Source organism: Sediminibacillus halophilus, assembly GCF_900103695.1.
Lineage (GTDB): Bacteria > Bacillota > Bacilli > Bacillales > Amphibacillaceae > Sediminibacillus > Sediminibacillus halophilus.
Window position 1 is genome coordinate 144,712 of record NZ_FNHF01000006.1, and the last position, 21,285, is coordinate 165,996.

Annotated in this window: 29 protein-coding genes and 1 pseudogene; 16 read left to right on the plus strand and 14 right to left on the minus strand. The window is 43.1% G+C overall.

Annotated elements, in window-relative coordinates; translation table 11 throughout:
• Positions 1-5: 5 nt before the first annotated feature.
• A complete protein-coding gene (locus tag BLR82_RS17415; protein ID WP_074600726.1) occupies positions 6-557 on the minus strand; it encodes a hypothetical protein in 552 nt (183 codons plus the stop codon).
• Between the two features lie 228 nt (positions 558-785).
• Here BLR82_RS17415 and BLR82_RS17420 point away from each other — a divergent pair, with 228 nt between their 5' ends.
• The gene (locus tag BLR82_RS17420; RefSeq protein ID WP_139186997.1) at positions 786-1,199 is read left to right on the plus strand and encodes a M67 family metallopeptidase; all 414 of its coding nucleotides are present in this window, start codon (positions 786-788) and stop codon (positions 1,197-1,199) included.
• Positions 1,200-1,233: 34 nt separating this feature from the next.
• Positions 1,234-1,371, plus strand: coding sequence for a hypothetical protein (locus BLR82_RS21175; RefSeq protein WP_175486845.1), 138 nt, complete (start codon positions 1,234-1,236; stop codon positions 1,369-1,371).
• A 359-nt stretch (positions 1,372-1,730) separates the two neighbouring features.
• Here BLR82_RS21175 and BLR82_RS17425 read toward each other — a convergent pair whose 3' ends face one another.
• From BLR82_RS17425 to BLR82_RS17435, 3 genes are all read right to left on the minus strand, one after another.
• Positions 1,731-2,090, minus strand: coding sequence for a DUF1360 domain-containing protein (locus tag BLR82_RS17425; protein WP_074600811.1), 360 nt, complete (start codon positions 2,088-2,090; stop codon positions 1,731-1,733).
• A 90-nt stretch (positions 2,091-2,180) separates the two neighbouring features.
• Positions 2,181-2,636 carry a GNAT family N-acetyltransferase gene (locus BLR82_RS17430; protein ID WP_074600728.1) on the minus strand — a complete coding sequence of 152 codons (456 nt, stop codon included), beginning with the start codon at positions 2,634-2,636 and terminating at the stop codon, positions 2,181-2,183.
• A gap of 31 nt (positions 2,637-2,667) precedes the next feature.
• On the minus strand, positions 2,668-3,642 hold the full coding sequence (locus BLR82_RS17435) for a sodium:calcium antiporter (protein WP_175486846.1): 975 nt from the start codon (positions 3,640-3,642) through the stop codon (positions 2,668-2,670).
• Positions 3,643-3,801: 159 nt separating this feature from the next.
• On the opposite strand from BLR82_RS17435, the gene BLR82_RS17440 reads away from it, so the two are divergent.
• The 3 genes from BLR82_RS17440 to BLR82_RS17455 all read left to right on the plus strand — a co-directional run bounded on the left by BLR82_RS17440 (position 3,802) and on the right by BLR82_RS17455 (position 7,213).
• Complete coding sequence (locus BLR82_RS17440; protein ID WP_074600729.1) at positions 3,802-4,143, plus strand: hypothetical protein; 342 nt, start codon at positions 3,802-3,804, stop codon at positions 4,141-4,143.
• Positions 4,144-4,823: 680 nt separating this feature from the next.
• Positions 4,824-6,281, plus strand: a complete 1,458-nt coding sequence (gene katA / locus BLR82_RS17450) for a catalase KatA (protein ID WP_074600731.1) — start codon at positions 4,824-4,826, stop codon at positions 6,279-6,281.
• A 323-nt stretch (positions 6,282-6,604) separates the two neighbouring features.
• The gene (locus tag BLR82_RS17455) at positions 6,605-7,213 is read left to right on the plus strand and encodes a DNA-3-methyladenine glycosylase (protein WP_074600732.1); all 609 of its coding nucleotides are present in this window, start codon (positions 6,605-6,607) and stop codon (positions 7,211-7,213) included.
• 383 nt (positions 7,214-7,596) lie between these two features.
• Here the strand turns inward: BLR82_RS17455 and BLR82_RS17460 are convergent, their stop codons facing one another.
• On the minus strand, positions 7,597-8,052 hold the full coding sequence (locus tag BLR82_RS17460) for a DUF2188 domain-containing protein (RefSeq protein ID WP_074600733.1): 456 nt from the start codon (positions 8,050-8,052) through the stop codon (positions 7,597-7,599).
• Positions 8,053-8,434: 382 nt separating this feature from the next.
• Here BLR82_RS17460 and ectA point away from each other — a divergent pair, with 382 nt between their 5' ends.
• From ectA to BLR82_RS17475, 3 genes are all read left to right on the plus strand, one after another.
• Positions 8,435-8,911, plus strand: coding sequence for a diaminobutyrate acetyltransferase (gene ectA / locus BLR82_RS17465; protein WP_281242235.1), 477 nt, complete (start codon positions 8,435-8,437; stop codon positions 8,909-8,911).
• A gap of 56 nt (positions 8,912-8,967) precedes the next feature.
• Entirely contained in the window at positions 8,968-10,236 is a 1,269-nt protein-coding gene (gene ectB / locus BLR82_RS17470) for a diaminobutyrate--2-oxoglutarate transaminase (protein ID WP_074600735.1), read from the plus strand.
• Positions 10,237-10,297: 61 nt separating this feature from the next.
• Positions 10,298-10,684 (plus strand): ectoine synthase, encoded by a 387-nt coding sequence (locus BLR82_RS17475; protein WP_026571490.1) that lies wholly within the window; start codon positions 10,298-10,300, stop codon positions 10,682-10,684.
• A 141-nt stretch (positions 10,685-10,825) separates the two neighbouring features.
• Here BLR82_RS17475 and BLR82_RS17480 read toward each other — a convergent pair whose 3' ends face one another.
• Positions 10,826-11,449: a flavodoxin family protein gene (locus tag BLR82_RS17480; RefSeq protein WP_281242233.1), complete on the minus strand. Its 624-nt coding sequence runs from the start codon at positions 11,447-11,449 to the stop codon at positions 10,826-10,828.
• 166 nt (positions 11,450-11,615) lie between these two features.
• On the opposite strand from BLR82_RS17480, the gene BLR82_RS17485 reads away from it, so the two are divergent.
• The 3 genes from BLR82_RS17485 to BLR82_RS20650 all read left to right on the plus strand — a co-directional run bounded on the left by BLR82_RS17485 (position 11,616) and on the right by BLR82_RS20650 (position 12,565).
• Positions 11,616-12,038 carry a CBS domain-containing protein gene (locus BLR82_RS17485; protein WP_074600737.1) on the plus strand — a complete coding sequence of 141 codons (423 nt, stop codon included), beginning with the start codon at positions 11,616-11,618 and terminating at the stop codon, positions 12,036-12,038.
• A 14-nt stretch (positions 12,039-12,052) separates the two neighbouring features.
• Positions 12,053-12,214, plus strand: a complete 162-nt coding sequence (locus BLR82_RS21180; RefSeq protein WP_175486847.1) for a hypothetical protein — start codon at positions 12,053-12,055, stop codon at positions 12,212-12,214.
• 192 nt (positions 12,215-12,406) lie between these two features.
• Positions 12,407-12,565, plus strand: a complete 159-nt coding sequence (locus BLR82_RS20650) for a YfhD family protein (protein ID WP_083334922.1) — start codon at positions 12,407-12,409, stop codon at positions 12,563-12,565.
• A 144-nt stretch (positions 12,566-12,709) separates the two neighbouring features.
• Here BLR82_RS20650 and mscL read toward each other — a convergent pair.
• Positions 12,710-13,236, minus strand: a pseudogene (gene mscL, locus BLR82_RS17495) (large conductance mechanosensitive channel protein MscL).
• Between the two features lie 123 nt (positions 13,237-13,359).
• Here mscL and BLR82_RS17500 point away from each other — a divergent pair.
• Positions 13,360-13,818, plus strand: coding sequence for a YueI family protein (locus BLR82_RS17500; protein WP_074600813.1), 459 nt, complete (start codon positions 13,360-13,362; stop codon positions 13,816-13,818).
• A gap of 135 nt (positions 13,819-13,953) precedes the next feature.
• A complete protein-coding gene (locus BLR82_RS17505; protein ID WP_074600738.1) occupies positions 13,954-14,139 on the plus strand; it encodes a YjzC family protein in 186 nt (61 codons plus the stop codon).
• Between the two features lie 91 nt (positions 14,140-14,230).
• On the opposite strand, the gene BLR82_RS17510 is transcribed toward BLR82_RS17505, so the two are convergent.
• From BLR82_RS17510 to BLR82_RS17540, 7 genes are all read right to left on the minus strand, one after another.
• On the minus strand, positions 14,231-15,118 hold the full coding sequence (locus BLR82_RS17510; RefSeq protein ID WP_074600739.1) for a TetR/AcrR family transcriptional regulator: 888 nt from the start codon (positions 15,116-15,118) through the stop codon (positions 14,231-14,233).
• A gap of 170 nt (positions 15,119-15,288) precedes the next feature.
• Positions 15,289-16,035, minus strand: coding sequence for an amino acid ABC transporter ATP-binding protein (locus BLR82_RS17515; RefSeq protein ID WP_074600740.1), 747 nt, complete (start codon positions 16,033-16,035; stop codon positions 15,289-15,291).
• 16 nt (positions 16,036-16,051) lie between these two features.
• Positions 16,052-16,756, minus strand: a complete 705-nt coding sequence (locus BLR82_RS17520; RefSeq protein ID WP_074600741.1) for an amino acid ABC transporter permease — start codon at positions 16,754-16,756, stop codon at positions 16,052-16,054.
• The gene (locus BLR82_RS17525) at positions 16,740-17,579 is read right to left on the minus strand and encodes an amino acid ABC transporter substrate-binding protein (RefSeq protein ID WP_074600742.1); all 840 of its coding nucleotides are present in this window, start codon (positions 17,577-17,579) and stop codon (positions 16,740-16,742) included. The genes BLR82_RS17520 and BLR82_RS17525 overlap by 17 nt, the downstream gene beginning before the upstream one ends.
• Before the next feature lie 302 nt (positions 17,580-17,881).
• Positions 17,882-18,505, minus strand: a complete 624-nt coding sequence (locus BLR82_RS17530) for a sigma-70 family RNA polymerase sigma factor (RefSeq protein ID WP_074600814.1) — start codon at positions 18,503-18,505, stop codon at positions 17,882-17,884.
• 46 nt (positions 18,506-18,551) lie between these two features.
• Positions 18,552-18,707, minus strand: a complete 156-nt coding sequence (locus tag BLR82_RS17535) for a YvrJ family protein (RefSeq protein WP_074600743.1) — start codon at positions 18,705-18,707, stop codon at positions 18,552-18,554.
• A 28-nt stretch (positions 18,708-18,735) separates the two neighbouring features.
• Positions 18,736-18,981: a helix-turn-helix domain-containing protein gene (locus tag BLR82_RS17540; RefSeq protein WP_074600744.1), complete on the minus strand. Its 246-nt coding sequence runs from the start codon at positions 18,979-18,981 to the stop codon at positions 18,736-18,738.
• A 354-nt stretch (positions 18,982-19,335) separates the two neighbouring features.
• Here BLR82_RS17540 and BLR82_RS17545 point away from each other — a divergent pair, with 354 nt between their 5' ends.
• The 3 genes from BLR82_RS17545 to BLR82_RS17555 all read left to right on the plus strand — a co-directional run bounded on the left by BLR82_RS17545 (position 19,336) and on the right by BLR82_RS17555 (position 21,146).
• Entirely contained in the window at positions 19,336-20,451 is a 1,116-nt protein-coding gene (locus BLR82_RS17545) for an NAD(P)/FAD-dependent oxidoreductase (protein WP_074600745.1), read from the plus strand.
• A gap of 94 nt (positions 20,452-20,545) precedes the next feature.
• Positions 20,546-20,740: a helix-turn-helix transcriptional regulator gene (locus BLR82_RS17550; RefSeq protein ID WP_074600746.1), complete on the plus strand. Its 195-nt coding sequence runs from the start codon at positions 20,546-20,548 to the stop codon at positions 20,738-20,740.
• Between the two features lie 25 nt (positions 20,741-20,765).
• Positions 20,766-21,146 carry a hypothetical protein gene (locus BLR82_RS17555; RefSeq protein ID WP_074600747.1) on the plus strand — a complete coding sequence of 127 codons (381 nt, stop codon included), beginning with the start codon at positions 20,766-20,768 and terminating at the stop codon, positions 21,144-21,146.
• The last annotated feature ends 139 nt before the right edge of the window (positions 21,147-21,285 follow it).

Consider the following 21,285-nt stretch of genomic DNA (forward strand, 5'->3'; position numbering starts at 1 on the left):
CCGAATTAAATTTCACCGCTTATGTTTAGTTGGTTTAAGGCGTTTATCCCATCTGTATCAAGGTTGCAATAAACAAAGCCTTCAACAACCATCGTATAATGGTCGTCAGCTTTCCACTTTAGCTGAAAGTTGGAGAATGTAACGGTTTCGCCCGGTAACAACTCACCCTCCCCCATCCTTTTAAACCAGTAATCTTCCTCGCTTTCCTGTTCCACTCGTTCCCACTCACTCAGCTTGCGAGACGAGGCATTAGAATTAGGAAGATGGTATTTACCCGAAAAATCATAGGGCACCGTTGTCCGGATTCTCAGGCAAATACTAAGATCACGAACTGGCTGGCTGCCTGTATTTTTTATGTGAAAATCGCCGAACAATATATTTTCCCTTTTTTTATGATGGGCTGCATGCAGGGATGAAGTGAAATAACCTGTAAGCCGTGGCAATGGCAGTGTCCGATTTTGTTTTTCTTCTATTAATTGGCCGATTTGATTCAAATACGCAGCCGTCTGTTGATTCCAAGCTGTCAACTTTTCCTTAAATTCCTCATACCCAGCCAATGGTCCTTCCTCCCAACACAGTGTATTGATTGCCTACCATTTTCATCCTATGCAGGGCAGACGCGGAATATTAACAGGGTGCGGATTTTGAAAGGATTCAGCAAAAGGCAAACTGCAGCCCGCTCCAAATCTCGCAATCATTCATATACAAAAAATATAAGGTTTATTTCAGCAATAAAGGAGTATGGCGGATGAACACGCAAGCACTTGGATTGGAAAAACAAAAAGATGGATAACCATTTAAAGACCATCTATCTGCCAGCATATATTGAAAAAAAAATGATCCAGCATACCCGTGAATGCCTTCCCTACGAAACGTGCGGACTTCTAAGCGGAACAACGAACCACATTACCTCTATTTGGGAACTGGAAAGTGAAATCAAGCATCGCTACCGCTACTTCGTTAGTAAAGAGAAGGTGGATAAAACGATGGAGGCTGTTGAATCAAAACGGGAACAAGTATTAGCCATCTACCATTCCCACCCAACAGCACAGCCGGTCCCTTCCAAGGAAGATATTCTCCATCATCCGGAACCGCAAATCTGTATGCTGATTGTTTCTTTGCAGGCAGAGCCAGTTGTCTGGCAAGGATATACCATTGCTGACGGCCAGTATTATCACAGGCCTATCGTTATTGTATAAAGAGGTTAAAAATGCCAAGCAAGGAGTGGATACCATGAAAATCGAATACCTAAATGGAAAAAAAGGGGTCAAGGCAGTACCAGCTCAACAGGTTGCTTCCGGAAATTATGTCGCCAAAAAAACGGGCGGATGCGGATGTAAAAATTACGGAGCCAAGAAAATCCAACGATAATAAAGACCTTCTGTTTTACGCTTCCAAAATTTTTTGCTGCGCCCTTCCCGAAACAAGAAAGCAGCATATAAATTAGTTAAGGCCATCTTTTTTCCAAAAAGAAAGCCACGGAGAATTGTAAGAGACTTTGAAACTTTTCATTTCTCTGGATAATGAAAAAGGAAGGAGTAGTCACTCATGACCGAACAAATCGAACGGAAGAAAACAAATAGAAGGAAGTCACGATCCAGAAGAATGCGAGCTGCAAGCGGAAAAGGATGCGGGTGCGGTAAAAGCATCCGAAAAGTAGCAAATAAAAGATAAAACCATAGAATGGAAGAAGCCCTAGCTGATAACGATGCTAGGGCTTCTTCGTGTTACTACTCCGTCCGGCTTAGAAAAAAGCTGACCAGCACTTCAAGCATCGAAGAAATTGCAGCTACAGCCAGAATGATGATAACCGGCAGAAACAAAACCGGCCACAATACATATCCAGCATACAAACAGGCCGATGACCAGATGCCCGTACACCATTGACAGCTCAACAGCTCTCCGATAAACCTGCGGAGCCCTCTTCCTTTAATGTATAGAACCACTTCGGTCGTACCATCTGCCAACGTTTCTTCCTTTTCCTCATGGAAAGGAGCCCGGATAAATCGAGCGATGTCATCATAGACAAGCAACCTTGTTAATCGGAATGCTGCCAAACCTAAAAGACCCAGCGTAAACCAGGAAATCATCCGCTTCACCTCTGATCATTGTTCTCCTCTATCCTATTCAATGATCGAAAGCAGATATACTCCATAGACGAAAAACAGGCTGGTATCCCTTTAATGGATGGTCTGCAGCATGGTCAGTGAAATTCCCTGTTCAACGGTTATTTCCTTGATTTTGGTGAACCCCCATTTTTCATAAAAGCTAATTGCAGGCAGGTTGGCTGTACCGGTAGTAACTGTGACAGGTTTTGACTCCCGTACTACGTGGTTCAGGAAAAATTGCAGGAGGGATGAAGCAACTCCCTGACGAAAATACGCCGGTCCAACGAACAACCTGGACAAAACATAATGGTCATTTGTTTGCTCATATGCAAGAGCACCAAGCAGTCGTTCATTTTCAAGATGGCCCAAAAACGACTCCCTGCTGCCTTGGATGGTTCTTACTGTATCGTGTAATGGAGGAATCCCATCGAACTTTATAAGCTCTGCTTCCATCCGATAAGCAGGTATTTGCACCTTTAACAGCTTCGCTGCTGTTCCCGGATCGGTGTGATCCAAATGGACAATCATCCCTTCACTTCCTTTTTACGAATTACTTTTACTATAGAATAATAACGGTAAAAAGGATATAACTGAAAATCGCGAGAAGAGAGGGCAACGAATAAGTGAAAGCATTTTTTGTTTTATCCCGTTTCAATAACAGTAATACGGCAAAAGTGAGCAGACAGCCGACAAACGCTGTCCAGATATTCATTGAATCTCCGGATATCCAAATGCTTCCACTCCGATAAAAACCATCCGATACCGTAACTACAAAGATATTAAATAAGTTACTACCAAGTATCGCTCCAATCGCCAAATTGATGTTTGCCTTCCGTAACGCCACATAAACACCGACAGCGTCAGGCAGCGATGTCGCTATGGCAATCAGCAAGCTGCCGACAACCGTCGCGGAAATCCCTGTGGTACTAGCCATCCAATCACCGGAGATACTTAACCCACTTCCGGAGAAAAAAATGATGCCAGCATAGAAAATAAATAAAGCTGCTATTTTTCCTAAGGACATCGAGCTTTCACTTTCCGGAACATCCGCCTCTTTCTTTTTATCTTTCCGCTGTTTCAGTGAAATAAGACTGAGACCTATGAAGTAAACAGCTACGATAATCCAGCTGGTCAACCCTATTCCGAAAGAAGACTGATCAAGCTGGAAATATATCGACAGACCAGCAATCACCACTAACCCCAAGGAAAGCAGCCCGGTATGGAAGTGATTATCTGACACGCGTAAAAATAATCGTTGCTTACGAAAATAAAGATCGAGCAAAAACAATACCAGGAAATTGAAAATAATACTTCCCAGCCCGTTACCTATCGCAATATCAGCGTTGCCGATCACAGCGGCAGAAACAGTAGCCGTAAGTTCCGGAAGCGACGTCGCTACTGCCAACAGCAATGTACCTGCAAGCATACCGCCAAGTCTGGTTTGCTTACTGATCATGTCGGCATAGGTCGATAGTTTAATGGCTGAGAAGACGGATATAATCGCTGTAACAAAGAAGATAATTATCGATAGCAAAACAATTGCCCCTTTAAAACACAAACTGATTTTCTTTGATACCCTTCGAGCTTTATCTGCAAACTAGTGGTGTTTTCTTGGCGAATGCTTTTTATTTACATTTGCCATTTCATGTATTATTATTTGTTTTTACATACTACCCAGAAGGAGGTGAGGAAAATGATGAAAAGAATACAAGTCACCACCATTCTAGTAATCTTTTTATCTACCCTGTCTATCTCCCTTTCTCCTCAAACTAACATCCATCCATCTAAAGGGTTTATTGATGAAACCAGTATCTTCATGCTCGATGGCCACATCGTTCCAGTTAACGAAACAGCCCCTAAGGATACCAAAATTATCAACCTCTCGCTCTTTGCTTTTCTTACAGTCGCATTCGGAGCGGTTCACCCTGCCATCTGGAAACGCACAGCCATTAAGCAGTGGTATCCACATTATGTAACCGTCTTTTATCAATCTTCCTATCTCCGCAACCATCGTTTCGACCTCAGAACCCTTTAAATAAAGGAGGTTGAACAGTGATGTTTGCATTGGTGCGCTTTTTATTAATCGGGGCTTTTTCATTTTCCGCTATATGCCTTTTCACCTATCAGGGGATTGAGATCTTCCAATCCATCCGCTCATTTTTTAAATAAAATTATCTATCAATCGCTGTAAATACAAAGCTCGGGTTCCCACAAGAACTCGCAAGAAAAAAGAGCAGGGCGTCATTGAACGGGCCCTGCTTTTTTTAGTACAAAAAGACTATTTTGACCGCAAGGGAAAATAATTTACGCATCTTTATTGCAAATGATTCTCATTATCATCTATAATAAAGAGGTAATACACTTTCCTATGCTTACTTTTACAGAAGAAAAAGGTACTCTTTTTAACGTGATGGCTTTTGTTACCCCCCAATATAATAATTGTTTCATCCCCTTGGGTACCTTGATCTTCTTCTAAGACTGTCCGTTGACAGTCTTTTTTTTGCCTTACACTCCTGCAACTTTTCCCATCTCTTTTATCAACAGGTTTCCTCAATCGATAATTTTCCATAGATTATGCATAGAAACCGCTTATGAAACGTATCATCTATTAATTAGAATGATTGATTAATTAAAATTATTATAATTAAACATTGATTTTTAGTAGATTTATATTATAATTATAGTTGTACTAAGCTAAGGAGAGGTGTTAAATAGATGGTAAATGAAAAAAGATACTTAACGAATGCTGCTGGAGCTCCAGTCGGAGACAACCAGAACTCCATGACTGCCGGTCACCGCGGTCCAACGCTGATTCAAGATGTACACCTGCTTGAAAAGCTGGCTCACTTCAACCGAGAAAGAGTGCCGGAACGTGTCGTTCACGCAAAAGGTGCCGGAGCTCATGGCTACTTTGAAGTAACCAACGACCTATCTAAATATACAAAAGCTGCTTTCTTACAAGAAGTAGGCAAAAAAACCCCAATGTTCATCCGCTTCTCTACGGTTGCCGGTGAATTGGGATCGGCTGATACGGTTCGTGATCCACGGGGCTTTGCAGTCAAATTTTATACAGAAGAAGGCAATTATGATTTAGTGGGTAACAATACCCCAGTCTTTTTCATCCGCGATGCGATTAAGTTCCCGGACTTCATCCATACACAAAAACGCAATCCGGCAACACACTTGAAAGATCCGAATGCTGTATGGGATTTCTGGTCCTTGTCTCCAGAATCACTGCATCAGGTAACCATTTTGCATTCTGACCGTGGAATTCCAGCCACATATCGCCATATGGATGGTTTCGGAAGCCATACCTTCAAATGGACGAATGCTGAAGGCGAATCTGTTTGGGTAAAATATCACTTTAAGACAAATCAAGGCATTAAAAACCTGGATACTGACCTTGCTGCAAAATTAGCCGGGGAAAACCCTGATTACCATATCGAGGATTTATATAATGCAATCGATAACGGAGACTTCCCTGAATGGACTGTCTACGTTCAAATCATGCCAATCGAAGATGCCAACACCTATCGTTTCGATCCTTTCGATGTGACAAAGGTATGGTCTCACAAAGACTATCCATTAATCGAACTTGGAAAAATGGTATTGAATAAAAATCCAGAAAATTACTTTGCAGAGGTGGAACAGGCAACGTTCTCTCCAGGAACATTAGTACCTGGTATTGAACCATCCCCTGATAAAATGCTGCAAGGCCGTCTGTTTGCCTACGCGGACGCTCATCGTTATCGTGTCGGCGCCAACCATCAGGCGTTACCGATCAACCGTTCCCACGCTGAAGTAAACAACTATCAGCGCGACGGCCAAATGCGCTTTGACGGAAACGGCGGCGGTTCTCTTAACTACGAGCCAAACAGCTATGGCGGACCGCAAGAAGCGCCTGAAACCAAACCTTCAGCTTATGAAGTTACCGGGATGGCAGACAGCGTAGCTTACGATCATAACGATCATTATACACAAGCAGGTGACTTATACCGCTTAATGAGTGAAGACGAGCGTACCCGTCTTGTAAATAATATCGTCGAAGGCATGAAGCCTGTTGAAAAAGATGAAATCAAGCTGCGCCAAATCGAGCATTTCTTCAAAGCTGACCCTGAGTACGGTACTCGTGTAGCTGAAGGTCTTGGTTTGTCTGTACCTGTTAAAGCATAATTAACAATCAATATCTAATCCATTCCACATTGCTTGCCGCCCATTTTTTGGGCGGTTTTTTTTTGAGGTATTAAGGTGCTTGTTGTGACGGGATGTATTGCAGCTTCAGATTTCCCTTTGATGACCATTAGCAAATCGCCGTGTGGAAAAGACCACTACTCCCAGGTTCGATCTAGACTAGTCTGCGTTGCGCAAAGCTTCCGCGTTTATTTTGGCCCCTCCCTGTTTATAGATCCAGGCTGTTGCCCCATACTGAAGTACTGTGTATCATGCAATTAGAGACTTTACCAAGATGAATCCCACCTAGTTAGGAGTTTTAATAAATGAGAACGGAACAGGAAATCTTTTCTCCATTGCCTCTCGATTTTTACAATCAGCCAACCCTGCAGCTTGCCCCCGCCTTATTAGGCTGTCTTTTAGTGAAAGAAACACCCGAAGGCACGGCGTCTGGAATCATTGTAGAAACAGAAGCTTACAAAGGCCCATTTGATCAAGCGGCACACAGTTTCAAAAGCCGGCGCACAAAACGTACGGAAATCATGTTCGGTACCGCTGGTAGTGCTTATACATATGTGATGCATACGCACTGTCTTATGAATGTTGTCAGCGGAGGAGTCGATGTCCCGGAAGCCGTTTTGATCCGGGCTGTCGAACCGTATTCCGGCCTGTCCCTGATCCGATCCCGGCGGCCAAAAGCCAAAAACGAACGCCAACTTACCAATGGACCAGGAAAGCTTTGCAAAGCCTTGGGAATTTCAATGGAGGATTATGGTCATCGGTTGGATCAGCCTTCATTATGGATTGCCCCCGGCCCGGATACAGACAAGTTTGTCACGAAAGCAGGACCGAGAATAGGTATCGACAATACAGGAGAAGCAAAGTTCTATCCGTGGCGTTTCTGGATTCAAGACAACCGATTTGTGTCTAGATAACAAGTAGTGAGGATATCAGATGGAAACAGTGTAGATTGGGGGAGTATCAATCCACACAGAGGCAAAATAAGCAGTCTCCACCAGGAGGAACGCTAGCTGAAGCCGTTCCTGCCGAAGGCGAAGTACCCTGCCGGAGTGAAGGGTTAGAATCCTTACTATCGGCCAATATAAGAAGGATTTATTGATACTTCCTGACCAGTTACGGATTTCAATTTCTTGAAATGAACAAAACGCTTTCTTATAAAGTAGAAAAAACCGAACGAATTCGAATATTTAAATTCCGAATCATCGTTTGGTTTTTCCTTCGTCCATTTCACTGAAATGCATGTGTTCCGTCCAACTTGCATTTTATTTTGAAAAACTAGAAAATTAGCAGCGAATCTTTATTCAGAAAAGCTGTGCCGCTTTTCGACATCTCCATTTTCCTTGTGGATTACAGCCTCTGTTCCTTTGTTTTCAGCAATTTCTTTCGCCCGTTCGACAGCATCCGATTTTTTGTCGAAAACTTTTGAAGGCTTTTTGGCATCCTTTGCTTGTACAGCCCAGCCGTTTTCATGCGCTACGACATGTTCTCCCTCATCCATTAATTCGGGACGCTTATCGTACTGCTCATCTTCTTTGGAACATGATTGAGGATCCCCTTCGTCCTCATACTCCTCAATTTCTTTTTTAGACGCATTGTCATACCAATCTTTCGCCTGATCTGTCGCAATCGGAATAGCCCTTCCCTCATCATATCCCTCATCAAGCATCGCGTTGGCTATATCAATCGCCTTTTTTCGAATCACAGGTTTAAAATTTTTTAATGAAGCAGGGTAATCATCCATCGTCCAAGGCATATTTACCACTCCTTTTTAACCGAATTATTTATAGATAGTTTTCCCTTCCCCTGCTCCCCTAAACCTTTTGATATAAGCACAGTTAAATCTCAATCGTTGCCCGCGGAGATGATGTCAACTAACCGAAAAATTGAACAGATAAATTAAAATTGTTAGAAAAATTAACAATATAAGAGCATTCTTTTGTTTTTGACTAGCTGTTTGCCTCTAAGCATGACTAAGCATTCCTTATTCCATTTAATCAAGTTTATTGATATTTGAGTAAATTTACCAACTCTCCTATGATTATTAATGTGCTTTGTAAAAATGAAAATAACCATTAAAGGAGGCACTTGCTATTAACAGTTCAAGCGTAACTGCGACTGCGGATGCAGCTGATAAACTGGCATTCAGTAAACCAGCTGTTGAAGACGGCGCAGCAATGTGGGAATTGGTAAACAATTCGACGCTCGATCAAAACTCCGTATATAAATATATTATGATGAGTGAGTTTTTTGCTGAGACTTGCGTAGTAGCCAAAGAAAACGATAAATTAGTTGGCTTCGTTACCGCATTTATTCCTCCAGAGCGTCAAGATGTGGTGTTCGTGTGGCAGATTGGCGTTTCCTCTGACCAACGGGGAAGAGGAGTTGCTTCCAGGCTGCTCCAGGAATTGGTCAGTCGCGATGCCTGTCGGGATGTCCGCTTTGTCGAAGCGACAGTCACCCCTTCAAATGACGCGTCTCAATCCTTATTCCGCGGCCTAGCCAAGAAATACGATACAGGCTGCCATGTAGAAGAGTTGTTTCCAGAAGAGCTATTTCCGACGGACGACCATGAAGGGGAATTGAGTTTCAGAATTGGTCCGATTGAAAAGTAAATCAGGCATCCTGAACAAAATTTCGCAACACAATTCTAATCAAGGAGGAATTATAAATGAGCCAAACAAATTTATCGATTTTTGAAAAACTGGAATCTGAGGTAAGAAGCTATGTACGCAGCTTCCCTACTGTTTTCAATAAAGCTAAAGGGGAAAAAATCTGGGATGAAGATGGAAACGAATACTTAGACTTCTTCTCCGGAGCCGGAGCCCTGAATTACGGCCACAATGACAACAAAATGAAGGCCAAGTTAATTGATTATATTATGGATGATGGAATCACCCATTCCTTGGATAAAGCTTCTACAGCAAAAGCTGAATTTCTGACCAAGTTCCATGATGTCATTCTCAAACCGCGCGACTTAGAGTATAAAGTGATGTTCCCCGGACCGACAGGTACAAATACGGTGGAGAGCGCCTTGAAACTGGCAAGAAAAGTTACCGGACGTACAGATGTAATCAGCTTTACAAATGGTTTTCACGGAATGACCATTGGATCGCTATCCGTAACAGGTAATTCCTTCAAACGGAAAGGGGCTGGTGTACCGCTGCAAAACGTGGTGACCATGCCATATGATAATTTTGTCAATGATGATTTAGATTATCTTGAGCGATTCTTGGAGGAAGCAGGCAGCGGAGTTGCCATCCCTGCTGCCATGATCCTGGAAACGGTTCAAGGCGAAGGCGGAATCAATACTGCCCGTTTTGAATGGTTGAAACGCGTGGAAAATATTTGTAAGCGCTGGGACATCCTGCTGATTATTGACGATGTGCAAGCAGGAGTGGGTAGAACCGGAACATTCTTCAGTTTCGAACCAGCAGGCATCAAACCGGATATTGTATGTCTTTCCAAGTCATTGAGCGGTTATGGACTGCCATTCGCCGTCACCCTTATTCGCCCTGACTTAGACATTTGGGAACCTGGCGAGCATAACGGCACTTTCCGAGGTAACAACCATGCCTTTATCACTGCTGCAGCGGCCCTGGAATATTGGGAGGATGCAGACTTCGAAAAGAATATTCAAGTCAAGGCCAAAATGGTCCGGAACTTTCTGGATAAAATGGTCGAGAAGTATCCTGAATTAAAAGGAGAAGTGCGCGGAAGAGGATTGATGACCGGCATTGCTTCTGAAGTGGACGGTCTGGCAAACAAAGTGGCTGCAAAAGCGTTTGAAAATGGCCTGATAATGGAAACTTCCGGTCCGAAAGATGAAGTATTCAAGCTTTTCCCGCCATTGAATATTAAAGAAGAAAATCTGGAAAAAGGCTTTGCCATCATTGAAGAGAGCATTAAAAGCCTCGTGAAAGAACCAGTTGTCAATTAATCGCTAAACTGCTATACAAGCGCTTCATCAATCAAACAACGAAACCGGGAGGAAACCAAAAATGAAAGTTGTAGCTTTAAATGACGTATTAGGAACTGAACATGATGTAGACGGAGGCAATTGGGTAAGCAGACGTCTGATTAAAAAGGACGATGGAATGGGTTACTCTGTCAACGATACAATAATAAAGGCAGGAACAGAAACACACATTTGGTATCAAAACCATCTGGAAGCAGTTTATTGCATCGAAGGGGAAGGCGAAGTCGTTACCCTGAAGGATAATAAAGTATGGCCGATAAAAAAAGATGAACTATATGCCCTGGATGAGCATGACGAGCACCTCCTTCGCGCCAGAACGGATATGCGAATGGTATGTGTGTTCAACCCGCCGCTTTCCGGAAAAGAAGTTCATGACGAAAATGGCGTATATCCAGTCGATGAAGACTAATACGTCAAGAGCGTAAGCCCGGCTTGCACACCAGTCAACCCGTAAAGTGGCTTTTTCTGCCACACAGCGGGCAGGATTATGCCGTGGAATAGAAAAAGCAGGATGCCTTGTTGCATAAGGCGTCCTGCTTTTTGTTATCTATCAAGAAGCATTTCCCTTTGTCGGGATAGGCTGTTGTTGAAAGATGCGGGCAAGATGAATCAGATTATGGCCGGCCATTTGAACATTTGACTGAGTGAATTCGTTTTTATATCCCTCTGCTTCAATAAACGATGGACCTGGTCCGGCTTCTCCGACCCAATAAGCAATTGGATTGGGTGGAATCGCATAACCGATTTGCGATAATCCGAAAATAAGGTCGCCTGCAGCATTTTTCGCTCCATCCTCGTTCCCCGTGACCACTGCGCCGGCCACCTTATTATAATACACTGGCTGGCCTTTTTCATTTTTAACCGTAGAAGAGCCATTAAAGCGTTCCAGCACTTTTTTCGAGACACTGCTTTTTTCACCAAGCCATACAGGAGTACCCATCAATAATATATCTGCTTCCTTAATCTTCTCGAATAATTGTGGCCATTCGTCGCCGTCTCCCATATCTTCCGCTATTCCATAAGCAATATTATAGTCGACTACCCGAATCAGTTCTGCTTCTACCTGCTCCCCTTCAAAAATCTTAATGAATTCATTCAACAACGCATCGGTATTCGAGGCCTCATCCGATTTTTTTAAGGAGCAATTCAAAATCAATGCTTTTAATGGTGCCAATTTTATCCTCCTTTTCATAATGCTCTCTATGTGCTGTTCCCGTTACCTATAAAAGATATGCACCTCGAGGACACATTTCTTCCTTATAAGATGATGTTTTGTATGGCCCGATAAAGGATATTGATTATTATACGTCAGTTCCTACACCTAAAAGGAGGATTAGCTTATGACAACTGTTCGCGAAGTTATGACAGACAATGTAACAAAAGCTAAACCTGGTGACAGTTTAGAAACATTAGCGCAGGAAATGGAAGCGCGCGATGTCGGTTTCCTTCCTATTGTAGATGAAGACAAGCTTGTCGGCGTAGTGACCGACCGTGATATTGTACGCAAAGGACTGGCTAAGGATTTTAAATCGAATGGCGTTTCGGCTGAACAAATCATGACCGATAAAGTCATCACAGCACTTCCGGATATGCAAGTGGAGGAAGCTTCGCGCCTCATGCAAGATCACCAAATTAAACGGCTGATCGTTGCTGAGGACAGAAAAATCAAAGGGGTTGTATCTCTAGGAGATTTAGCTGTCTCTAATAAAGAACAATCTGCCGAAGATGCTTTAGGCGAAATCAAAAAATCAAGCAATGGATAAGTGAGGTGTTCGATATGGCTGAAGATAAAGACAAACTATTCGATAATCATGAAAACAATTCACCAGAACAAGAAAAGAAACGGAAGGATCCCAATAGAGATCCCGATCCTGAACGTGAAGTAGAAAGCAACAATAAAAAGAGTCCAGAAAAAAATCCAGATGATTTTCAACAGTAAACAAGGATGGATGAGCGGTTCACAAACTCTGTATTCGAGAAAATCACCAGCATTGGTAAAAATGCTGGTGATTTTTCTTTCGACTAGTACCTTTCTCTATTTACCCGCTATATGAATAGGATGCCGTTGTCTCTTCCATATTATGAAGGAAGAGGAAGATTCCTGATCCCTTTTCAGAAAGGATGGTAGGTAATGGACGAAAATAAACAAGCCAGGAAAGCACTAAAGAATATCGAGAAAACAGAAGAGATCGAATTTTCCTATGAGCTCGCTGATTCAGAAGACATGGAAGCAATGGAAAGAATGAAAAAAGCGAATAAACGCCAGGAACGAAATAAATCGAAAAAGTAAAAGACAAGCCCGCTTACAGGAGGCTTACTTTCTTCTCCTTCCGATTACAGGGAAAGTATCCTATAGCTAAACTTGAAAGAAATTTATTTATAGCTAGCAGATAGAAAACGAGTGCTATGTCTAAATAGCACTCGTTTTGATTGACTATTTCACACGAATCCATAGCCTCGTCTTATCGTTTGTCTCTTCTTTCATAAGATCAGATCCACAATGCCCACACCGGACTGCCTGGATTGGAATAGACATGCGACAGTAAGCACATTCTTTCTTCTGCATTGCCACCCCTGGATGCTGATCCGGTTTTTTCCAACGATTCATTTGCCTTATGACCAGAAACAAAGCGAAAAAAATAATCAGAAACCGTATCAGTGAAGTTAGAAACAGTCCATAATTGATTGTGGCAGCTCCTGCTGCCTTAGCTTCTGCCAATGTTTCATAACGGCCACTCCCCAAAACAATATACAAGTTGGAAAATTCATTTGGGAAAGCAGCAATCCGATTGGAGGCAGCAGGACATCTGTCACCAGTGAATCGACTATACTGCTAAATGCAGCTCCAAGAACCATGCCGATCCCCATGTCGGCAGCATTTCCCCGCAGGATGAATTGTCGAAATTCTTTAAATATCGTCGATTGCTTTCCCCTCCTTTTTGGGATATCTATATGCATCATTGGGACAATCTATGAAGAGAGCACACTGCCAAAGTCCTCTTCATCATACTTTATAAGCAGCCTCCACCGTTTTATAATAGATAGATGGACAGGATTGGATCATTCATGAAGAGGAGCATCATGATGAGTAAAGAAAATATGGACAATTATCTAGAAGAAGGAATGTACGGCGCAAAGCAGACAAAACCTTCCGAGCGAAAACGTTATTTAGGTACATTAAGGGAAAGGATTCTGCTTGCACTAAAAAAATCTCAGGTCATGCAACAAAAAGGGCTGGAGGAATTAGCGGCTGAGATGGAAACTAATCCGGATGCAAGGTTATTGCTGAACGGAAAAATCAGTTCCCGTTTCTTTAAAGAATACAAAAAACTGGCACGTCAGCATAACATCCACTATACGGCGGTTACAAACAAGCAGGCTGAGACAGATATCGGGCTTATCTTAACGAGTAAGACTGCAGTAGACCGTAAAACGATTTTTATCGAGAAGGAGGAAGAAACTCCAGCTTCCACAGCAGGAGACGATAGCTCCAAGGGGCTGGGCTCGAGGCTTAAAAAGTGGCTTGGCTTATCAGAACGATGACTATTCGAACTTCTTCTTCATTACATTTACGTAACATTCAGCCAAAAAAGTTTATCTCAACTCCAATGGTGAAATAGTTTAGTGTACATGAAAAGCAGGACAAGCTTTTCAAAAACTTCAATGGAGGTGTAGAGAATGGCTGAAAACCGTTTGAAAACTGGAGAAAACGTACCAGAGTCAGGCACGTATAAAGTAGACGGATTTGTCAATGAAGACGACGCTTCCCAAAAAGACGATACAGAAATTAACGTCGAGGAAGGGGAACAGTTTCCACCATCCCCAACCTCCCACAAAGCAGTGTACTGGAAAAAAACTTCTTAAAATGATTTATGGACTATCTAAACGAAAACACTGTACGAGGACGCCTTACTCTCCGTACAGTGTTTTTTATTCCCTCTTGCTAGTAAACGCTTTACAGCAATCGTATTTGCAGGCGCTCGGCTATACGATGCCGGAATTCATCCAATTCACTTACTCCTTTAAAATTTGCCAGCAAACCCTGGATTAAAAACTTTTTAGGTTCGGCTTTTCTCATTTCTGAAGACAAATAGTCGATCACACCTTGGAGTTCTGTCGCCTTAGCAGAGTCGAGATCCAATTGATTGACGACCTCCTGCATCTCCATTAAGTCTTTTTCTATCTTCTGTTTAACAGAATCCGGCGGGAGTTTCATAAGTTGAGCGGATTCCAGAAGTTGCTCCTTTGTAATCAACGGCTCTTCCCCACTGTCAAAAATCCCTTCGACGATGTCATCCAAACGCCGGACAAGGAAGACGGCCATTTTATGGAAGTCAAGTTCGACACCGTATTTGATGCTCAATTGCATATAATTCGACAGCATCCCCTCGACAATAACACCCAGGTCGACAACATACGCTTCTGCTCGATCCCCGTACATATTTATCAAATTTTGCTCATACCAACGCTTGATTTCGATATCTTTCTGTCTTATAAACTCAAATAATTCTTCATTGAGGGATATGGTCTGTTCTCGAAACTGAGTAATGATGAAATCTTTATGTTTTATAATTTCTTCCAATTGGATGCGGATTTGTTTGATAAAACTTTCTTTTGGCGGCAGATTTTCCTGCCTGACTTCTTCCACTTTGCTATTCATCAAATCGTAATAGTATTCGAATATACGGAGCATTAATTCGTCCTTGGAGCGAAAGTGGAGATAAAAAGATCCCTTGGATAAATTGCTTTTATCGACAATTTCCTGAACGGAGGTCGCATAAAACCCCTTTTCAGCAAAAAGCGCAATGGAAGCCTCGATTATGTTTCTCTTCTTTTCGTTCATTACCATCACTTCCTAGGCTTTACAAAACTTTTTACTTGTTCTATCTTTTATTGTGTCGTTTAACCTGCAATCAGTCAAGCAGAAGTCTGTTGTTCGTTGTAGTTCACTTTACTTACGAAAGCCAGCCGTATAAAAAAACATCCAATCCGTACACGGACTGGATGGTACATTTATGGGTTGAGGATCCGCTGTAAGAATTGCTGTGTTCTTTTCTCCTTCGGTTCTTTCAATACCTGTTTAGGAGGTCCCTGTTCAATAATGTAGCCACCGTCCATGAACAGTACTTCATCGGAAACCTGTTCCGCGAATTGGACCTCGTGGGTGACAATAACCATTGTCCAGCCTTCATTGGCCAGCTCTTTTATAACTCCCAGTACTTCTCCAATTAATTCTGGATCGAGAGCGGAAGTGGGTTCATCGAACAGCATCAGTTCCGGTTCGATGGCTAAAGCACGGGCAATCCCGACCCGCTGTTGCTGTCCGCCGGAAAGTTGGTGTGGATACAAATGCATTTTATCTCTTAAGCCGACTTTGGCAAGCAGCCGTTCTGCCATCTCCTGAACCTGTTTTTTTTCACGCTTTTGAACAATGATCGGCCCTTCTGTCACATTTTCCAAAGCCGTTTTGTGCGGGAACAAATTGTATGACTGAAAAACCATACCTGATTTCCTTCTTAACCGCAGCCAGTCTTGTTTACTCACTTTCTTATCAAAATCAAGACTGAATCCATCCTCAAAGGTGAAAACACCGCCGCTCGGCTCCTCCAAGGCGTTCAAACAGCGAAGCAGTGTCGTTTTCCCGGAACCGGATGGTCCCATGATCGTCAATACCTTGCCTTTTTCCACATTTACCTCAATATCCTTCAGTACCTCCAACTCGCCAAAGGATTTTGATAGCCCCTTTATTGATAAATACATTGCTCAACCTTCCTCTCTACCTTGCCGTGTAACGTGAAAGTCGTCTTTCGATTGCTTCCTGGACGAGTGACAGCAAGAAACAGATCACCCAATACAAAATCGCGGCTTCCACATATATCAGCATGAAGTCGTACGTCCTTGCCGCAATTTCCTGTGCCCGGCGAAACAGCTCGGTTACCAGAATCAACGAGGCTAGCGACGTATCTTTGACCAGGCTGATAAACGTGTTGGACAGCGGTGGAATGGAGACTCTTGCCGCCTGTGGAAGAATGATCCGCTTTAAGGTAGTAGAATGGGACATGCCGACTGTATAGCCTGCTTCCCATTGGCCTTTTGGAATCGATAAAATAGATGCACGGATAATTTCAGATGCATAGGCCCCTACATTCAAAGAAAAAGCGATAATCGCACTCGGAAACGGGTCGATCGTTATATTTAAGCTAGGCATCCCATAAAACACGATGAACAGCTGCACCAGCATAGGTGTCCCTCTGATTGCGGACACATAAGCAACGGCAGGCGCCCTTAGAAACCGGGAATTGGACAGACGCATCATCGCGGTCAACAAAGCCAGCACTATTCCTACCGCAAAGGAAATCAGCGTAAGAGGGATGGTATATTTAATCCCCCCGGTGATCATCGGGAGCAGGGAGTTTTTAAAAAGCTCCCAGCCCCCCATATCTGCTGTAATGGTAAGCAAAACATTATTGAGAAGAGACATCTTCACCAAACCATTCTTTGGAGATTTCCGCTAAGGTTCCGTCTTCTCTCATGGCTTCCAATTGTTCGTTGACAGCTTCCACTAATTCTTCGTTTCCTTTGTTGAATGCGAAAGCAGATTCTGAAGCGTCACCCTGCTCCGCGGCGATTTTGATGCTCTCATCCCCTTGCTGGTTGATATAATCCAGTACCGCCAGCTTATCGTTCACCGTGACATCTGCTCTGCCTTGCTTGATCAATTCGATGGACTGTGCCAGACCTTCGACGCTGACAAGTTCCGCACCATTTTCCTCTGCAATTTCACCGAAATTACTGGTTAAAGACTGTGCGGATTGCTTGCCCTCTAAGTCTTCGAAAGAAGTGATACTGTTGTTATCCTTTGGTACGACTACGACCGCAGAAGAATACGTATATGGATTGGAGAAATCATAGTTTTGTTTACGTTCTTCATCGATGCCGACCTGGTTGGCAATCACGTCAAAGCGTTCGGCATTCAAGCCGGCAAACATGGAGTCCCATTGTGTTTCTTCAAATTCCACATCGACTCCCATCCGGTCAGCCACTTCCCGGATAATTTCTACATCATAACCAGTTAACTCACCTTCATCATTATGGAAGGTAAAGGGCGCATACGTACCTTCCGTTCCAACCGTAATAACCCCTTCTTCCATGATTTGATCATAAAGGGACGCAGACGACTCAGAGCCACTGTCCGAGCTGCCATTATTTTCGTCGGCACCGGAATCTCCCTCTGAATTACCTCCACATGCTGCCAAAACAGCAACCAGGCCGATGATAACCAGCCATGCACTTATTTTTTTCATATTGAAACCCCCAGTATGTTTATCGGAATTGTTGTCCAGACGTGATTATACCCCAGTGAAGATCGCTTTGTAAAACAATTAAACCTTTCCTCTGAAGTATTCCCTAACCCTGTTAAAAATATTGTTATGCCATAAAAGAAGAGGACTCGTTCCTGTGCAAGACGCACATAGCAACTCGTCCCCATTTTCAAGGTTAGTATTACCTTCCCCTCCTGGCAATTCTCCAATTTCATTCTTTTGGAGTTGATGCCCAAAGAGGGGAAGTCATTATATTGATTCACCAAGACCTATCCACTTCCCTTTCATTTTACAAGGTCATCCTTCTCGTTCAGAGACCTTCGCAGTCTTTTAAGCGCTTTTTTATGACTTTTGGACACAGCTTGTTGGGATTTTTTTAGTACGACAGCTATTTCCGTGTCACTCAGCTCGTGCACATAGGCCAAGTTGAGAATCTTTTTCTGGTTCTCTGTCAAATTGGTGATAGCCTGATACAGTCTTTCATCAACAACCAGATCTTCAAGTGTATAATCCTGTCCAGTGGAAAATACTGCTTCCAGGCTGGACTCCTGCCGTTTGTCTTCGATTACGTCTTTTAACGTGTATTCGGAATCATCTGTTAGAGGGGAGTCAAGAATGAGCTGATTGCGCATTTTCACATTTTTGTATTTTTTATCATAATTTATGGCATTGAAATGTAGGGTATTAGAGAGAAAAGTGGTCAGCCTGATATTAAAGTAGTAGGCGCGGAATTTATCATCTAGCTTTTTCGTGTTTGCATTGGAAGGGTAACAAATGGTCTGGACAAACAACTGGTAGTTATCCTTCTCTTTCAAAAAGGCGGAGACAATCGTGTTGTTAAGGAACTCCTGATGTTCGTCAATATATTTCTTTACCTCGGACACACAGGGATCTTCACGTTCTTTCACCAACTAATCCCCCCTTCTTGTTTTCCTGAAAACGGGATGGGCATCTCTACTTCTGGGATAGCTTGGTCGAGAGCTCGTAAATCACAGTCTCCAGATTTTCAATTTTTCGTTCAAATCGAAAGAACAAATAAACAGTGACTGCGATAGGAAAGCCGAAATTCCCCAACAAAGTGACCCAAAGCGGAAAGTCAAAAGAATTCATTAACATCGCCTCCCTGTCATTAAATTTTTCAAACAATGTTACTCTCTACCTGAACTTGAAAATCGAAAAATCCGGGAACCGTGGAAATATCATAACTGGTAACGGCTTCTACCATTTTCAACTGTAAATCCTGGTACATATCTTCCCTGTTTCTCTCTTCTGTCTGATAAAGGGATTTTTTGACTTTTGGCTCGAATGCGTCGAGAATGGCTATCAAGGCGGACGGGTTACTCTTAGACTCTGTCGTTAACTGATACAGTGACTTTTCCTCCATTCAGATAACCCCCCTAATGATATGACTTGACTTGCTTACTCTATAAAGAAGCTCTCCTCTCCCATCTAACAACCTTTGTCTATAAAAATTCTTATTTACTTTATTTTACAGAAAGAACGAACGTTTGGGTATTGGGACTTTCCCCTGGCATTCCGGGCAGTTAGCAGCAGTGTGGCATTCCATCTTTCCTCTTAAAAGCATAACTAGTTAATAAGTCCGGGGGGAGCTATGGCGGACTATGATGATATTTGGCTGTTGACCATATGGATGCCTGGTATTCCAGCGTGTTTCTTTTGCAGTGGGAATTTGTCTGATATATTTTAAAGGACACAGAATAAACGTAAGGATGATAGAATGAAAAAATTCATTATAGTCGGGGCCGGCATACTCGGGGCTTCCACCGCCTACCGGCTCGCAAAAGCTGGAGCGGAAGTAATAGTCGTTGACCGACAGGATACCGGACAAGCTACAGACGCTGCTGCTGGAATTATTTGTCCCTGGTTGTCCCAACGGAGAAATAAGGCCTGGTATCAGCTTGCAAAAGGTGGTGCCCGTTATTACCCTGAATTGATAAAAGAATTAACATCCGATGGGGAAAAAAACACTGGATACACCAAATCAGGCGCCATCAGTCTTCACCGGGATCCAAAAAAGTTGGACGCAATGGAGGAACGAGCACTAAAACGTAGCGAGCATGCACCGGAGATGGGAGAAATCAGCCAACTTTCAGCAAATCAGGCTAAAGCTTTATTCCCGCCGCTTTCAGGTGAGATGGGGGCTGTCCATGTCAGCGGGGCCGCTCGTGTCGATGGCCGTTTACTGCGGAACGCTTTATTGCGTGCAGCAGCAAAACATGGAGCCGAAAGAATAAACGGTAGTGCCTCCCTCGCGGTCAAAGGAAACAGGGCGTATGGCGTTAGGGTTGACAAGGAAATCTTTTATGCAGATAAGGTGATTGTAACAGCAGGTGCCTGGGCACGGGAACTATTCAACCAAGCAGGCATCCCGTTCCACGTCAGGTTTCAAAAAGCCCAAATTCTCCATTTGGCACTCCCTGATACACAAACCACTGATTGGCCGGTCGTGATGCCGCCCAGCAGCCATTACTTACTTGCCTCTGATCCAAACCGCATTGTAGTTGGCACTACACATGAGGATACCGAGCAATACGACACTCGGGTTACTGCCGGTGGTGTAAAGGAAATCCTCGACAAGAGCTTGCAAACTGCTCCGGGATTATCGGAAAGTACGCTACTGGAAGCAAGGGTAGGGTTTCGGCCGTTCACCCCCGGCTTTCTGCCAGTCATCGGTGCTATTCCGGGTGTTGATAATCTGTTGACTGCGAATGGGCTAGGAGCGTCTGGACTTACCATGGGTCCATATATCGGTTCCGAACTTGCTAAGCTGGCGTTGGAGGAAGAGACAGGGATTGATTTAAGCCTTTATGATGTATCGGGTGCATTAACATGATGCACCCTTCTATTCAGCTAATAGTGTAAAGCAAACTTTACGTAAAGTAACCTTTACAACAAAATGGATACGACAGCGAAAGGAGAAGGAAGCGTTGAAAAATGACCTACCGGCATACAGAAAAATACATGGGATCTCCCAGGATGGTTTAGCAGCAAAGCTGGGTGTTTCCAGACAAACCATCATTTCGATCGAGAAAGGCAGATACAACCCTTCACTTCCTTTAGCTTTGCAGATTGCCCGGTTATTCAATACCTATGTGGAAAATATCTTTTTTTTAGATGAATAGTTGCTACACGAAAAGGAGGACCCTGATGAAATATTCACGGCTCGCGTTTTTGGTTATCGGTATTGTCAACCTGATATTATTCGTCTTTTTGGCTGTCGTCGCCATCCTAGCCGGAGATACAGGATTAGTGTCGCAAAACCTGCCATGTCTTGCTATGGCTGTCATGGCATTTTGTTTAAGCTATTTATTTCCTCAGTTCATTCAAAAAGACGAGCGGATGAAGCTTATCCGGCACAAGGGCATCTTTTTTTCCTTTTTTGCTTTTTTAACTTACTCAATTGTATTGACTACTCTCTTACAAACTAATGTAATCCAGTTGCCTGGTTCTGAGGCCGTTAGCATCCTCACTACTTTAATGATCTGTACCGTTTTTATTTCTTGGGTTGTTTTATCAAAAATCTACTAAACCTGCACCTTTTGGGGGTGTAGCTATGCAAGAGTGGTTTTTCCTCTTTCTTTTATTATCGGATTTCCCCTGTTATATCTATTGATTCGAAAGGATGTCAACAAGGATAAGGCGTTGACCAAAAGAGGTTTTATCAAAC